Genomic DNA, 13,009 nt, shown 5'->3' with positions numbered 1-13,009 from the left:
TGCCCCTCCCGGGCGGCGGGGCTCGCCGCGTTTTCCGGTTCGCTCCCCCTATTGAGTGGATCACCGTACGACACGGGCCCCCTGGGGGATTCATGCGGGAAAGTAAGCGGATTCCTAGCTAGGGGGCGGCATGGCGGAGGTGTTGGGCGGGCAGCCCGTCGATGAGCAACTGCGGTACCGGTCAAGCTCGTTGGAGGCGGCGCAGCGGCGGCCGGTGACCACGCGGACCATGGCGCGGCGGCTGCCTCAGCTCGTGCGGAAGGCGCTGGCGCTGGCCTGGCGGGTGGACCGGCGGGCCGTGCTCGTACTGCTCTGCTGTCAGGCTCTCTCGGGGTTCTTCGAGGCGTTCGGGCTGCTCGCCACGACGCGTACGATCACCGCGCTGATCGCGAGCGGCGACATCGCGCACCGGCTGCGCGACGCGCTGCCGTCGATCGCGGTGCTGGCCGGGGCGGCCGGGCTGCGGGCGCTGCTCGGGATCGTGGTGGTGAACATCTCCGGCCGGCTCTCGCCGCGGATCTCCCGCGAGGCCGAGATGCAGATGCTCGGGGCCGCCGTACAGGCCGAGTTGTCGGCGTACGACCAGCCCGGGTTCAACGACAAGCGCGAGGCGGCCGACCGGGGCGCCGAGGTCGCGCAGCAGCTCCTCACCGACTCGCAGGACCTCATGGCGTGCGTGGCCTCGCTGATCGCGGCGGCCGGGGTCGTGACCGTCCTGCATCCCGCGCTGCTCCCCCTGCTCCTGCTCGCCGCGCTGCCTCAGGGCATCGCCGGGGTGAAGGCCGCGCGGGTGCACTACGAGGCGTCGCGGGCGATGAGCGCCGAGCGGCGCACGCTGAGTCTGCTGCGCTGGTTCGTGATCGACAAGGACACCGCCGACCAGCTGCGGTCCTGCACGATGGCGGACTTCCTGCTGGAGCGGTACCGGGCGATCGGGCGACGGGTGGACGCGGCGACCGACAAGGCGGTGCACCAGGGCGCCCGTTACTCGGTGATCGGCGCCCTGGCGGGCGGCCTGGCGGCGGGCCTGGTGTGGGGCGCGCTGGCCTGGCTGCTCGGGTCGGGGCGCATGTCGGTGGCGTCGGCGGGCACCGCGGTGTTCGCGCTGCGTACGGTCGCCTCCTCGCTGCACGGTGTCGTCGGGTACGGGACGCGGCTGTTCCGGACCGGGCTCTACCTGGACGACTGGGCGGAGTTCATCGAGCAGGCCGGCGGGCACCGGATGGCGCGCGGCACACTGGCGCCGCCCGCGCCGGACGTCGTGCGGGCCGAGTCGCTGACGTACCGCTATCCCGGCAGCGAGCGGCCCGCCCTGGAGAAGGTGACGGTCGAGGTGCGCAGGGGCGAGGTGCTGGCGCTGGTCGGTGAGAACGGGTCCGGCAAGACCACCCTCAGCAAGCTGCTCACCGGCCTCTATCTGCCCAGCGAAGGGGCAGTGACCTGGGACGGGGTCGGGGTGGAGCGGTGCGATCCGCTCGCCCTGTGGCGGCGGACCGCGGTCGTGCCGCAGGACTTCGCGCACTGGCCCATGTCCGCGCGCGACAACATCACGCTGGGGCAGCCGCACGGCGGCGACGAGTCGGTACGCCGGGCCGCCGCCCACTCCGGCGCGGCGGAGGTCGTCGACGGGCTGCGCAGCGGGCTCGACACGCTGCTCGCGCGGGAGTGGTTCGGGGGTGTGGAGCTGTCCGGCGGACAGTGGCAGCGGATCGCGATCGCGCGGGCCTTCCACCGCCCGGCCGGGCTGCTGGTGATGGACGAGCCCACGAGCGCCCTCGACGCGCGCGCCGAGCACCGCATCTTCACCGGGCTGCGGACGATCGCCCGCGACCGGGCGGTGGTCCTGGTGACCCACCGCCTCGCGAACGTCGCCGTCGCGGACCGCATCGTGGTCCTCGACCGGGGCCGGGTCATCCAGGAGGGCACCTTCGCCCAACTCGTCGAGGACGACGGCCTGTTCAGGGAGTTGTGGACGCTGCAGAACGACCGCGGAGGGGTGCCGGGGCCGCGTGAGGGTGCGTAGCCGCACCGGGGCCCGGGCAACAGGCCGGCTCCTCACGCACCCGGGCCCGCCGCCCACTTCTGCTCGACCTTGCCGAGCCTCCAGTACGCCAGCGCCGCCGCCCACACCACCACGAACAGGCCGACGATGACGAAGCCGACGTTGTCCAGGTTCAGGTCCGCGATCCAGCCGCTGACCGGGTCGGTGAGGTCGAGCTTCTCGTGCAGGACGCCGACCAGTTCGATGGTGCCGATGAAGAAGGCCACCGCGATCGAGAGGCCGGTGATGGTGAGGTTGTAGTAGACCTTGCGGACCGGGTTCGAGAACGCCCACTGGTAGGCGAAGTTCATGAACGTGCCGTCCAGCGTGTCGAACAGGCTCATCCCGGCCGCGAACAGCAGCGGCAGGCACAGGATCGCGTACCAGGGAAGTCCGGCGGCGGCGCCGGTGCCGGCCATCACCATCAGGGTGACCTCGGTCGCGGTGTCGAAGCCGAGGCCGAAGAGGAAGCCGAGCGGGTACATCTGGCCGGGCCGCGAGATGGATTTGGTGAAGCGGCCCAGGATGCGGTTCATGAAGCCCCGCGAGTCCAGGTGCGCTTCGAGTTCCTTCTCGTCGTACGCACCGGCGCGCATCGCCCGAAACACCTTCAGGATGCCGAACAGGGCGACCAGGTTGAGGGCGGCGATCAGATAGAGGAAGGAGCCGGAAGCGGTGGTTCCGACCACGCCCATCACCTGGTGGGCGCTGGAGTCCTCGTCCATCAGGGTGCCCGCGAGGTGGGCGCCGCCGGCCACCAGGCCCGCCATGACCACGACGACGCTGGAGTGGCCGAGCGCGAACCAGAAGCCGACGGACACCGGACGCTTGCCGTCGGCCATCAGCTTGCGGGTGGTGTTGTCGATGGCCGCGATGTGGTCGGCGTCGAAGGCGTGCCGCATGCCGAGGGTGTAGGCGGTGATGCCGAGGCCGATGCCGTACGTCTTGGTGCCGACCGCGTAGTGCTCGGGGGCCACGAGCAGGAACAGGACGCCGAAGGCGACGACATGGAGGGCGGCTATCACCGCGAGCAGGACGGCGGTGCGGACGGTGTCCTCGCGCCGCCAGTGGAAGGACGGCACGGCGGCGGCGCCCGTCTCGGGGGACGTGCGAACGGGCAGGGTCATGCGGGTCACGCTCCAGCACCTCGTGGATCACTTCGTGAGATGCCGCGGCCGGTCTCCTGGCTGACGGGCGGGTGCCTTGGTCCCGGCCTTCCCGGGCAGGTGGATCCTGGCCAGTGGCGTCGCGAGGGGACGGCGGCTCCCCGGAACCCGGGGAACCCGATCACAGTGGCGAGGGCCGCTCCGGTTTCGCACCGGTCTTCCCGAACACCACGGCGACGTCACCCTAGACGCTGGGAAGTTGCCTGCCCAGCTGCACACCTGTGCAGGTATCGAAGATCACACGGGCCACGTGGGCACGGCCCTGCGAAAATGCGCGCATGCATCTCGTTCCCGCCGAGCGCGCCGGCCACCGCACCATCGACGGCCACCGGGTCTGCGACGCCATCGCGGCGATCGGCGACCCCGGCCGGGTACGGGCCTGGGCCGACCGGTTCTCCCTGCTCGCCGACCCCAACCGGCTCGCGCTGCTGCTCGCCCTGCACCGGGCGGGCCCGCTCGCCGTCTCCGATCTGGCGGTGGCGACGGGCATGCGCGACCCGGCCGTCTCGCAGGCCCTGCGGCTGCTGCGGGCGGCCGGAGCGGTCGCCGGTGAGAAGGAGGGGCGGGTGGTGCGCTACCGGGTGGTCGACGAGGCGACCGCGCGCCTCCTCGACGAGTACGGGGCGGAGTACGGCGCGGACGCACGGAGTTGAAGAACGGCCCGGGGCACGCCTGCGGCTTCCCGAAGGCGTGACCCGGGCCGGGACGCAGGTACTGCTCAGCGCCCGTCGTAGATCAGCGCGCGCACCATCCGGCAGGTCGTCTCCGACGGCGGGTGCACTCCGATGAGCGCGGCCACGGTGCGTATCGTGCGGTCCGGCGCCTGCTCCGGCCGGTACACCCCCGTGTCGAGCAGGGCGATGGCCAGGCGCATGGCCTTCAGACGCCGGTTGTGGGACTCGTACCACACGCGCGGACGCCCGGCGGGGAGCGGCACCTTGTGAAGGGTCTTGAGGGACAACTGTTTCGGGGCGTGCGAGGTGAGTACGGCAGCGGTCATGGGCATCCTCCTGGGCAGTCGGGAACCCTCACTTACTGCTTCAATTTTACTGGGGGGCACTGACAATCGGCCCTGGCCAGCCGGGCTTTGGGGGCGGATCGCGGGTAGCCTGGCGGGCATGGAGATCTGGATCAACCCGGCCTGTTCGAAGTGCCGCAGCGCGGTGGACCTGCTGGAAGCGGAGGGCGCCGAGTACACGGTGCGCCGCTATCTCGAAGACGTGCCCTCGCCCGACGAGATCCGGGCCGTGCTCGACCGGCTCGGGCTCGAACCGTGGGACATCGCGCGCACCCAGGAGGCTGTCGCGAAGGAGCTGGGACTGGGGGGCTGGCCTCGCGAGGCGGACTCCCGCGAGCGGTGGATCTCGGCGCTCTCCGAGCACCCCAAGCTGATCCAGCGGCCCATCATCACGGCGGACGACGGGTCGGCGGTGATCGGCCGGACCGAGGAGGCGGTTCGGGACGCTCTGTCCCGGTGAGCTCGGGGGTGCGGCTTCCCCTGCGGGGTGCTGGTCCGGTCCCTGCGGGGAGGGGTTCTTAGGCGCGGGCCGTCGTGGCTGGTCGCTCCCCCAAGTTCTCGGCTTCGCTCGAACAGGGGGGACCCCATCGCGGCGGAGCCGCACCATGGCACAGCCCCGCGCCCCTCAAGGACATGGGGCCGCAGCCCACATCACGCCCCCCCTCACCCCCGCCCCAACTGCTCCTCCGCGTCCGCCAGCAGCTCCGTGATGCGTGCCCCGAACCGTACGTCGCACGGATGCGGCACCCCCGTTCGGGACGCTTCCAGCAGGGCGTCGAGCGCCGCGCCGAACGCGTCCAATGCGCCTCCCCAGCCCGGCATCGCCGCCGCGCCCTCCTCGCCCCGCACCGAGACCTCCACACCCGCGGCGGCCGGGGGTGCGGTGAAGCTCAGGTCGACGGTGCTGGAGGCGCCCGAGGCGTGGCGCAGGATCAGGTGGGCGGTGTCGCCGGGGCCCGCCGCGGCCGTCAGGGCGGTCACCTCGCCGAGCACCCCGGTCAGCACGGCCAGCGCGTGCGGGCCCACGTCCCACAGCGCGCCCTTCTCACCCCGCCAGGGCGACGCGGCGTACGGAGTGCTCTCGGCGCCCGGGGTGAACAGCGACCCGTACCACTGGGCCCGCCCGGTGAACCAGCCGTCCACGGCGGCCTGTTGGGCCACCCACGCCGCGGTCTCCTTCGCGAAGCGCAGGGTGAAGAAGACGACGGAGGCGACCCGGGCGCGCGCGGCCGCCTCGGCCAGCTCGCGGGCGCCCGCCACGTTCGTCGCGACCGGCTTGTCCAGGAGCAGGTGGCAGCCCGCCTGAGCGGCCCGGATCGCCAGCGGGGCCTGGACGTCCGGCGGCAGCGCGAAGGCGACCGCGTCGCAGTCCGCGAACAGCGCGTCGGCGTCCTCGTACACCGCGACCCCGTGCTCCCCCGCGAGCGCGGCCGCCGCCTCGGGGCGCCTCCCCCACACGCCCACGAAGTCGACGCCGGGGTGCGCGGCGAGCGCCGGGGCGTGCGTGGCGACGGCCCAGGGGCCGGTGCCGAGGAGGCCGATGCGGGTGGTGCCGGCAGTCTGGTTCATGGGGACCAGTCTGCCGGGAACGGACACGCGGGCTCACGGCGGAGGGCCACCCCCGGTATACGAGGCAGCCGTAGGCCCGCGTACGACCGGCTCGTTCGGAGGAACCGCCGATGCTCCCGGCATCCCACTCGGCGGAACACCAGAGGCTCCCCAGAAGCGAGGGCTTCCCGGCACCCCAGGTAACACCGGGTTCACAAACGGGCAACGGACGGGAAATGCCGGGGTGTGAGGCTGCCGGGCATACAGCAGCGCCGCAGCGTGGCAGCGCGCAGGCACCCCGCAGCTCCCGCAAAGGATGGCTTCCGTGACGTACAAGGCCGAGTACATCTGGATCGACGGCACCGAGCCGACCGCCAAGCTCCGTTCCAAGACGAAGATCATGGCCGGTTCGCCCGTCGCCGTCGCCGAGCTGCCCATCTGGGGCTTCGACGGGTCCAGCACCAACCAGGCCGAGGGCCACGCGTCGGACCGCGTCCTGAAGCCGGTGTTCTCCTGCCCGGACCCGATCCGCGGCGGCGAGCACATCCTCGTACTGTGCGAGGTCCTGAACATCGACGGCACCCCGCACGAGTCCAACACGCGTGCCCTGCTGCGTCCGCTCGCCGAGCAGTTCGCGGCGCAGGAGCCTATCTTCGGCATCGAGCAGGAGTACACCTTCTTCGACGGCGACCGCCCGCTCGGCTTCCCCGTCGGCGGCTTCCCGGCCGCGCAGGGCGGCTACTACTGCGGCGTCGGCGCGGACGAGATCTTCGGCCGCGAGATCGTCGAGAAGCATCTCGACCACTGCCTCGCCGCGGGCCTCGGCATCTCCGGCATCAACGCCGAAGTGATGCCCGGCCAGTGGGAGTTCCAGGTCGGCCCGCTCTCCCCCCTTGAGGTCTCCGACCAGCTGTGGATCGCCCGCTGGCTGCTCTACCGCACCGCCGAGGACTTCAACGTCTCCGCCACCCTCGACCCCAAGCCGGTCAAGGGCGACTGGAACGGTGCGGGCGCGCACACCAACTTCTCCACCAAGGCCATGCGCGAGGGCTACGCCGCGATCATCACCGCGTGCGAGGCGCTCGGCGAGGGCTCCAAGCCCATGGACCACGTCAAGAACTATGGCGCCGGCATCGACGACCGCCTGACCGGCCTGCACGAGACCGCCCCGTGGGACCAGTACAAGTACGGCGTGTCCGACCGCGGCGCCTCGGTGCGCATCCCGTGGCAGGTCGAGGTGGACCAGAAGGGCTACATCGAGGACCGCCGCCCCAACGCCAACGTCGACCCGTACGTGGTGACCCGCCTCATCGTCGACACCTGCTGCACCGGTCTGGAGAAGGCCGGCCAGGTCTGAGCCCCGACGCGATGCGCGAAGGGCGTCCGCCGCTGATGCGGTGGGCGCCCTTCGGGGTTCTGCCGGGAGGGGCTCCCTCGTGGAGGGATGGATTCCGGTCACGCTGCGCCAAGGATCCGTATCATTCCGTGGGAGGGGGCTCCTGCTGCGGGCGGATCGTCTGGTTGAATGGGGACATGGCCAGCATCCAGAACCCCGCGACAGGTCGCAGCGACCTCGAGCCGTTCTGGCCGTCCCGCCAGGACCACGATTTCGACCGGGTGTGTTGCCGCGCGACGAACGCGCCGGCCCTCTAACGCCTCGATCCACTCCAGGCCTTCGGCCCGCGCGCAACGACGTACGTCCCCTGCCGACGACTCCCCGCGCGAAAGAGCTGACCCCTCATGGCGAACACCCGTACTCTCCCCTCCGCCGACGCCCCCACCCCCCTGCCGCTCGGCCGGCACCGACTGCGGGCCGTGGACCGCGACGAGACGGCAGGCCCTGCCCCGTCCCAGGTCGTCGACTTCCTTCCGCCGGGCGCCACTTGGCTGCCCGCACCCCAGCACACCCTGCCCGCGCTGCCGGGCCGGCCGCCGATGGTCGGCTATCTGGTGCTGGTCCCGGCCGACCAGCAGCCCGCGCTGCTCGCCGCGGCGCCCGAGCCCCTGACGCCCGCCCCGGTCGAGCCCGCCTCCTTCGGCGGGGACGCGCTCGTACGGATCGACACCGTACGGCGCACCGCCGAGGTGGACGGGGCGCAGCTCGACCTCACCTACCTCGAATTCGAGCTGCTCGCCCACCTGGTGGCCCATCCGCACCGGGTGCACACGCGCGACCAGCTGGTGACCACGGTGTGGGGCTACGGCCACGTCGGCGACGGCCGCACGGTCGACGTCCATGTCGCCCGGCTGCGGCGCAAGCTCGGGGCCGAGCACCGGGGGGCGATCCAGACGGTTCGGCGGGTGGGGTACAAGTACGCGCCCTGACAAGCGGGTTGGGTGGGGCGGGGCGCCCGTGGGGTGCCCCGCCCTTTCGCGTGCGGCGGCCCGTTCCGCTTCGCAGGGCGCCTCACCGACCGGGCGAACCGCGGGATCAGAGGGTGTTGCCAGCAACACCCCGAAAGCGGGGGCGGAGCCCAGTGACCGACGGCGGTCGGCCCGGCGACACTGGAGGCCGGGCACCAGGGAGACGGGGAAGCACATGAACACGGCCAAGGCACGGGACGCTCTGCTGGCGGGGCCACGGGGATTCGCCCTCGGTCTCGTCTCGATCGTCGGATCGATTCTGCTCTTCACGCTCACCGTCGTCTCCATCGGCCTCATACCCATCGGCGTCGGCGTGCTGGCCACCCCGCTCGTCGTCGAGCGGGTGCGGGCCCACGCGAACTTCCGGCGGGAGCTGGCCGCTCGCTGGAGCGGGGTGCGGATCCCGTCCGCGTACCGGCCGGTGCCGCACCGGCCGGGTCTGGCCGGGTGGGTGGAGCGGTGCACGGTCATGCTGCGCGACCCGGCGACCTGGCACGACCTGCGCTGGATGCTCGCCGACATGACGGCGGGGTTCGTCACCGCGCTGCTGCCACCGGTCCTGATCCTGTACATGGTGTACGGCTGGGTCCTCGCGCTCGGGGTGTGGCGGCCGATCGCGGACGCGGGCGGCGACTGGTTCCTGTTCGTCCACGTCGTCAGCCAGGGGACCGCGTACGCGGCCGCGGCGCTCGGCACCGCGATGTTCGTGCTCGGCATGTTCGTCAACCCGGCCCTGCTGCGCGGCCACTTCCAGCTGGCCCGGGCGCTGCTCGCGCCGTCCCGCGAGGCCGAGCTGGCGCAGCGCGTGGACCGGCTGACCGAGACCCGGCACGACGCGGTGGACACCTCGGCGGCCGAACTGCGCCGCATCGAGCGGGACTTGCACGACGGGGCGCAGGCCCGCCTCGTCGCGATGGGCATGAACCTGGGCACCATCGAGGCGCTCGTCGAGACGGACCCGGCGAAGGCCAAGCAGCTCCTCGCGAGGGCCCGCGCGTCCTCCGCCGAGGCGCTGACCGAGCTGCGCGACCTGGTGCGCGGCATCCACCCGCCGGTCCTCGCCGAGCGCGGACTTGCCGATGCCGTACGGGCGTTGGCGCTGCGCCTTCCCGTTCCGACCGACGTGTCGGTGGACCTTCCGGAGCGGGCCCGCGCCGAGGCGCCGGTCGAGTCGGCCGCGTACTTCGCGGTCAGCGAGGCGCTCACCAACGCGGTCAAGCACGCGGACGCGGACAGCATCTGGGTCGACCTGTCGTACGGATCGGGCGCGCTGCGCGTGTCCGTCGGCGATAACGGCAAGGGCGGTGCGCGGACCGGGGCGGGCACCGGCCTGAGCGGGGTCGAGCGCCGGCTCGGTACATTCGACGGCGTCCTGGCCGTCAGCAGCCCCGCGGGCGGTCCCACCCTGGTGACCATGGAGATCCCTTGCGAGTTGTCCTAGCCGAGGACCTGTTCCTGCTCCGCGACGGCCTGGTCAGGATGCTGGAGGCGTTCGACTTCGAGATCCTCGCCGCCGTCGAGAGCGGACCGGAGCTGACCCGGGCCTTCGCCGAACTGGAGCCGGACGTCGCGATCGTCGACGTCCGGCTTCCGCCGTCGCACACCGACGAGGGGCTCCAGTGCGCGCTCGCCGCCCGCCGCGCCCGGCCCGGCCTGCCGGTCCTGGTCCTGTCCCAGCACGTGGAGCAGCTGTACGCGCGCGAGCTCCTCGCGGACGGCAACGGCGGGGTCGGCTACCTCCTCAAGGACCGGGTGTTCGACGCGGCGCAGTTCATCGACGCGGTACGCCGGGTGGCGGGCGGCGGCACCGCGATGGACCCGCAGGTCATCCAGCAGCTCCTGTCCCGCCGGGTGCGGGACGAGCCGATGGGCGGGCTCACCCCGCGCGAGCTGGAGGTGATGGAGCTGATGGCGCAGGGCCGCTCGAACGCGGCGATAGCCGAGCGCCTGGTGGTGACCGAGCGGGCCATCGCCAAGCACACCTCCAACATCTTCGTGAAGCTGGGCCTGCCGGTCTCCGACGACGACAACCGCCGGGTCCTCGCGGTGCTCGCCTACCTCGACCGCGGCTGAGGCGAGCGGGGCCGGGGCCGCGACTGCGGGGCTCGGCGGCCGTTTCGGGTTAGCCTGGCACAACAATGAACCGCATGATCACGCCCTGGGGCGAGCACGACCTGACCCGATTCCCCGAAGACCCCCGCGACCAGCTGCGGGCCTGGGACGCCGCCGACGAGTACCTGCTGCGGCACCTCGCCGGGATCACGGACCTGGACCTCTCGGGAACCGTCGTCGTCATCGGCGACCGCTGGGGCGCGCTCACCACGGCGCTCGCCGGGCACGGCCCCGTACAGATCAGCGACTCGTTCCTGGCCCAGGAGGCGACCCGGGCCAACCTGGCGCGGGCGGGCTCCGCGCCGGATTCCGTACGTCTCCGCTCGACGCGGGACGAGGTGCCCGAGCGGGTCGACGTGCTGCTCGTACGGGTGCCCAAGAGCCTCGGGCTCCTGGAGGACCAGCTGCAGCGGATCGCGCCGTCGGTGCACGCGGGCACGGTCGTCGTCGGCACCGGCATGGTCAAGGAGATCCACACCTCGACGCTGAACCTGTTCGAGCGGATCCTCGGCCCGACGAAGACCTCGCTGGCCGAGAAGAAGGCCCGCCTGATCTTCACCACGCCGGACCCGGAGCTGGTCAGGCCCAAGAACCCGTGGCCGCTGACGTACTCCCTGGAGCTGGGGATCGGCCCCGCCTCCGGGCTCGCCGTGACCAATCACGCCGGGGTGTTCTGCGCCGACCGCCTCGACATCGGCACCCGCTTCCTGCTCCAGCACCTGCCCGAGCGCACCGGCCCGGACCACGTCGTGGACCTGGGCTGCGGCAACGGCATCGTGGGGACGGCGGCGGCGCTCGCCAACCCCGAGGCGCGGATCACCTTCGCCGACGAGTCGCACCCGGCGATGGCCTCGGCCGAGGCCACCTTCCGGATGTGTGCGGGGCCCGCGCGCGAGGCCGACTTCCGGCTCGGCGACGGCCTCGCCGACTTCGAGCCCGGCACCGCCGACCTGGTCCTGAACAACCCTCCGTTCCACACCCACCAGGCGACGACGGACCGCACCTCCTCGCGCATGTTCGCGGACGCCCGCACGGCGCTGCGCGAGGGCGGCGAGCTGTGGGTGGTCGGCAACCGCCACCTCGGCTACCACGAGAAGCTCCGCCGCATGTTCGGCAACTGCGAACTCATGGCATCGGACCCGAAGTTCGTGGTGCTGCGCGCGGTGAAGCAGGCGCGGTAAATCCTGAGGGAGTCTCAACTCTCCTGAATCTCCTGAGGCGTTGAACGCCCCACGCTTCCCATCCGTATGGAACTGCGCGCTTCAAGCGAAGGAGTTCCATGGGACGCATCGCACGCTCACCACGAAAACGGCAGGCCCTCCCCCGCCGGATGACGATGGCCGCGGCCGCACTCATTCTGGGCGGAGGCGGGCTTGTCGCGGTCAATTTCTATGCCTCCGCCAGCGAAGGCGGTTCGGGCGGTTCGGGATCGCCCGGGCACGACATGGCGCAGATGCGGATGCTGTCGACCATCGACTGCCCGGACGTGGGCAATTCCCTGTCCACCGTGCCCGATGCGGCGAAATCACGCGTGGACCGCCGGCTCGCCGACCTCGATACGCAGATCACCGACGCGTATACGAAGTTCGCCGACAACAAGGACCGCATCCAGCGCGATCCCCGCCTCGCGGACACGATGGTGCTCAACCCGCTGAAACAGCAACGCACCGATTCCATCGGCCAGATCGCGGACGCCACGGGCCAGCCGGACCTCAACAACAAGGGGCTCGCCGCCTGCACCATGCGGGCCGCCGACGTCCAGGCGTCCAATGACGGCAACCAGGCCGACGCCCAGGACAACGGCCAGGGCAACGGCCAGAACCTCGCCGACAACGTCACCGCCTCCGGCCCCGCACGCAGCGACTTCGTCGACATCCGCTCCGTACGGCCGAACGCCGCCACCCCGCAGCCCGGGCGCGGCGCCTCCACCGGCACCTTCACCAGCGACTGCGGCCGCAACCAGAACGGCAAACGCAACCCCGACAATGTCATCGTCGCGCCGGGCGTGAGCAATGGCGCCCACCATATGCACGATTACGTCGGAAACCAGGCGACGGATGCCTTCTCCAGCGATGCCGATCTCGCCCGGGGCAACACCAGCTGCCGCAATCAGGGCGACAAGTCCACCTATTACTGGCCGGTCGTACGGGTCCTCAATCAGGGCAACGACACGGACGCCCGTGCGGACGGCGGCGGCAAGGACAAGAACGTCGGAAAGATTCAGACCCCGGTCCAGGCCACGATCCAATTCGTCGGAAGCCCGGTGAGCAAGGTCACCGCGATGCCCCGGTTCCTGCGGATCATCACGGGGGACGCCAAGGCGTTCACCAATGGCAATGCGAATGCCAATGCCTCGTGGAGCTGTACCGGATTCGAGAACCGCCAGCTCAAGGACAAATACCCACTGTGCCCGCAGGGCAGCAAGGTGGTCCGTACCTTTAAATTCCAGAGCTGCTGGGACGGCAGGAACACCGACAGCGCCAATCACCGCACCCATGTCGCCTTCGCGGACAAGAGGGGTGCCTGTCCGGCCGGATTCAAGGCAATTCCCCAGCTCGTGCAGCGCATCGTCTACGACGTGCCCGCCAAGGCGGGCGCCTTCGCCGTGGACTCGTTCCCCGAGCAGCTCCACAAGCCCGTCACCGATCACGGTGACTTCATCGACGTCTTCAGCGATCAGCTGATGGGAAAGGCGGTGAACTGCATCAACACCGGGCGCTCCTGCGCCTGACCCCCTGCGCGTGCGCGCGAGGAGGCATC

12 protein-coding genes and 1 riboswitch are annotated in these 13,009 nt (G+C 71.4%); of the genes, 9 read left to right on the top strand and 3 right to left on the bottom strand.

Annotated elements, in window-relative coordinates; all coding sequences use genetic code 11:
• Positions 1–130: 130 nt before the first annotated feature.
• Positions 131–2,023 (top strand): ABC transporter ATP-binding protein, encoded by a 1,893-nt coding sequence (locus ABD346_RS04785; RefSeq protein ID WP_344371851.1) that lies wholly within the window; start codon positions 131–133, stop codon positions 2,021–2,023.
• Positions 2,024–2,055: 32 nt separating this feature from the next.
• Here the strand turns inward: ABD346_RS04785 and nicT are convergent, their stop codons facing one another.
• A complete protein-coding gene (gene nicT, locus ABD346_RS04780) occupies positions 2,056–3,168 on the bottom strand; it encodes a Nickel transporter NicT (protein WP_344371848.1) in 1,113 nt (370 codons plus the stop codon).
• 29 nt (positions 3,169–3,197) lie between these two features.
• A riboswitch (cobalamin riboswitch) is annotated at positions 3,198–3,395 on the bottom strand.
• A 90-nt stretch (positions 3,396–3,485) separates the two neighbouring features.
• Here nicT and ABD346_RS04775 point away from each other — a divergent pair.
• On the top strand, positions 3,486–3,860 hold the full coding sequence (locus ABD346_RS04775) for an ArsR/SmtB family transcription factor (protein WP_344371845.1): 375 nt from the start codon (positions 3,486–3,488) through the stop codon (positions 3,858–3,860).
• A 65-nt stretch (positions 3,861–3,925) separates the two neighbouring features.
• Here the strand turns inward: ABD346_RS04775 and ABD346_RS04770 are convergent, their stop codons facing one another.
• Positions 3,926–4,207: a hypothetical protein gene (locus ABD346_RS04770; protein WP_344371842.1), complete on the bottom strand. Its 282-nt coding sequence runs from the start codon at positions 4,205–4,207 to the stop codon at positions 3,926–3,928.
• Between the two features lie 118 nt (positions 4,208–4,325).
• Between ABD346_RS04770 and ABD346_RS04765 the strand changes: the two genes are divergently transcribed.
• Positions 4,326–4,685, top strand: a complete 360-nt coding sequence (locus ABD346_RS04765) for an arsenate reductase family protein (RefSeq protein WP_344371840.1) — start codon at positions 4,326–4,328, stop codon at positions 4,683–4,685.
• 203 nt (positions 4,686–4,888) lie between these two features.
• Here the strand turns inward: ABD346_RS04765 and ABD346_RS04760 are convergent, their stop codons facing one another.
• Complete coding sequence (locus tag ABD346_RS04760) at positions 4,889–5,794, bottom strand: Gfo/Idh/MocA family protein (RefSeq protein ID WP_344371837.1); 906 nt, start codon at positions 5,792–5,794, stop codon at positions 4,889–4,891.
• 304 nt (positions 5,795–6,098) lie between these two features.
• Between ABD346_RS04760 and glnII the strand changes: the two genes are divergently transcribed.
• The 6 genes from glnII to ABD346_RS04730 all read left to right on the top strand — a co-directional run bounded on the left by glnII (position 6,099) and on the right by ABD346_RS04730 (position 12,980).
• Positions 6,099–7,130, top strand: coding sequence for a glutamine synthetase (glnII, locus tag ABD346_RS04755; protein WP_344371836.1), 1,032 nt, complete (start codon positions 6,099–6,101; stop codon positions 7,128–7,130).
• A gap of 383 nt (positions 7,131–7,513) precedes the next feature.
• Positions 7,514–8,098 (top strand): winged helix-turn-helix domain-containing protein, encoded by a 585-nt coding sequence (locus ABD346_RS04750; protein WP_344371834.1) that lies wholly within the window; start codon positions 7,514–7,516, stop codon positions 8,096–8,098.
• Positions 8,099–8,312: 214 nt separating this feature from the next.
• Positions 8,313–9,578 (top strand): sensor histidine kinase, encoded by a 1,266-nt coding sequence (locus ABD346_RS04745; RefSeq protein ID WP_344371831.1) that lies wholly within the window; start codon positions 8,313–8,315, stop codon positions 9,576–9,578.
• On the top strand, positions 9,563–10,210 hold the full coding sequence (locus ABD346_RS04740) for a LuxR C-terminal-related transcriptional regulator (RefSeq protein WP_344371828.1): 648 nt from the start codon (positions 9,563–9,565) through the stop codon (positions 10,208–10,210). Before ABD346_RS04745 ends, ABD346_RS04740 begins: the two co-directional genes overlap by 16 nt.
• A 74-nt stretch (positions 10,211–10,284) precedes the next feature.
• The gene (locus ABD346_RS04735; RefSeq protein ID WP_344371826.1) at positions 10,285–11,430 is read left to right on the top strand and encodes a methyltransferase; all 1,146 of its coding nucleotides are present in this window, start codon (positions 10,285–10,287) and stop codon (positions 11,428–11,430) included.
• A 98-nt stretch (positions 11,431–11,528) separates the two neighbouring features.
• The gene (locus ABD346_RS04730; protein WP_344371825.1) at positions 11,529–12,980 is read left to right on the top strand and encodes a DUF1996 domain-containing protein; all 1,452 of its coding nucleotides are present in this window, start codon (positions 11,529–11,531) and stop codon (positions 12,978–12,980) included.
• Positions 12,981–13,009: the final 29 nt, after the last annotated feature.

Origin of the sequence: Streptomyces mauvecolor (genome assembly GCF_039532965.1) — a bacterium.
Classification (GTDB): Bacteria; Actinomycetota; Actinomycetes; order Streptomycetales; family Streptomycetaceae; genus Streptomyces; species Streptomyces violascens.
Note: the sequence above shows the minus strand (reverse complement) of the source record. Positions and strands in the feature narration are given on the sequence as shown.

Coding starts and splice junctions, on each gene's coding strand:
- ABD346_RS04785 (WP_344371851.1), top strand. CDS start 131: ATGGCGGAGGTGTTGGGCGGGCAGCCCGTCGATGAGCAACTGCGGTAC.
- nicT (WP_344371848.1), bottom strand. CDS start 3,168: ATGACCCTGCCCGTTCGCACGTCCCCCGAGACGGGCGCCGCCGCCGTG.
- ABD346_RS04775 (WP_344371845.1), top strand. CDS start 3,486: ATGCATCTCGTTCCCGCCGAGCGCGCCGGCCACCGCACCATCGACGGC.
- ABD346_RS04770 (WP_344371842.1), bottom strand. CDS start 4,207: ATGACCGCTGCCGTACTCACCTCGCACGCCCCGAAACAGTTGTCCCTC.
- ABD346_RS04765 (WP_344371840.1), top strand. CDS start 4,326: ATGGAGATCTGGATCAACCCGGCCTGTTCGAAGTGCCGCAGCGCGGTG.
- ABD346_RS04760 (WP_344371837.1), bottom strand. CDS start 5,794: ATGAACCAGACTGCCGGCACCACCCGCATCGGCCTCCTCGGCACCGGC.
- ABD346_RS04750 (WP_344371834.1), top strand. CDS start 7,514: ATGGCGAACACCCGTACTCTCCCCTCCGCCGACGCCCCCACCCCCCTG.
- ABD346_RS04745 (WP_344371831.1), top strand. CDS start 8,313: ATGAACACGGCCAAGGCACGGGACGCTCTGCTGGCGGGGCCACGGGGA.
- ABD346_RS04735 (WP_344371826.1), top strand. CDS start 10,285: ATGATCACGCCCTGGGGCGAGCACGACCTGACCCGATTCCCCGAAGAC.
- ABD346_RS04730 (WP_344371825.1), top strand. CDS start 11,529: ATGGGACGCATCGCACGCTCACCACGAAAACGGCAGGCCCTCCCCCGC.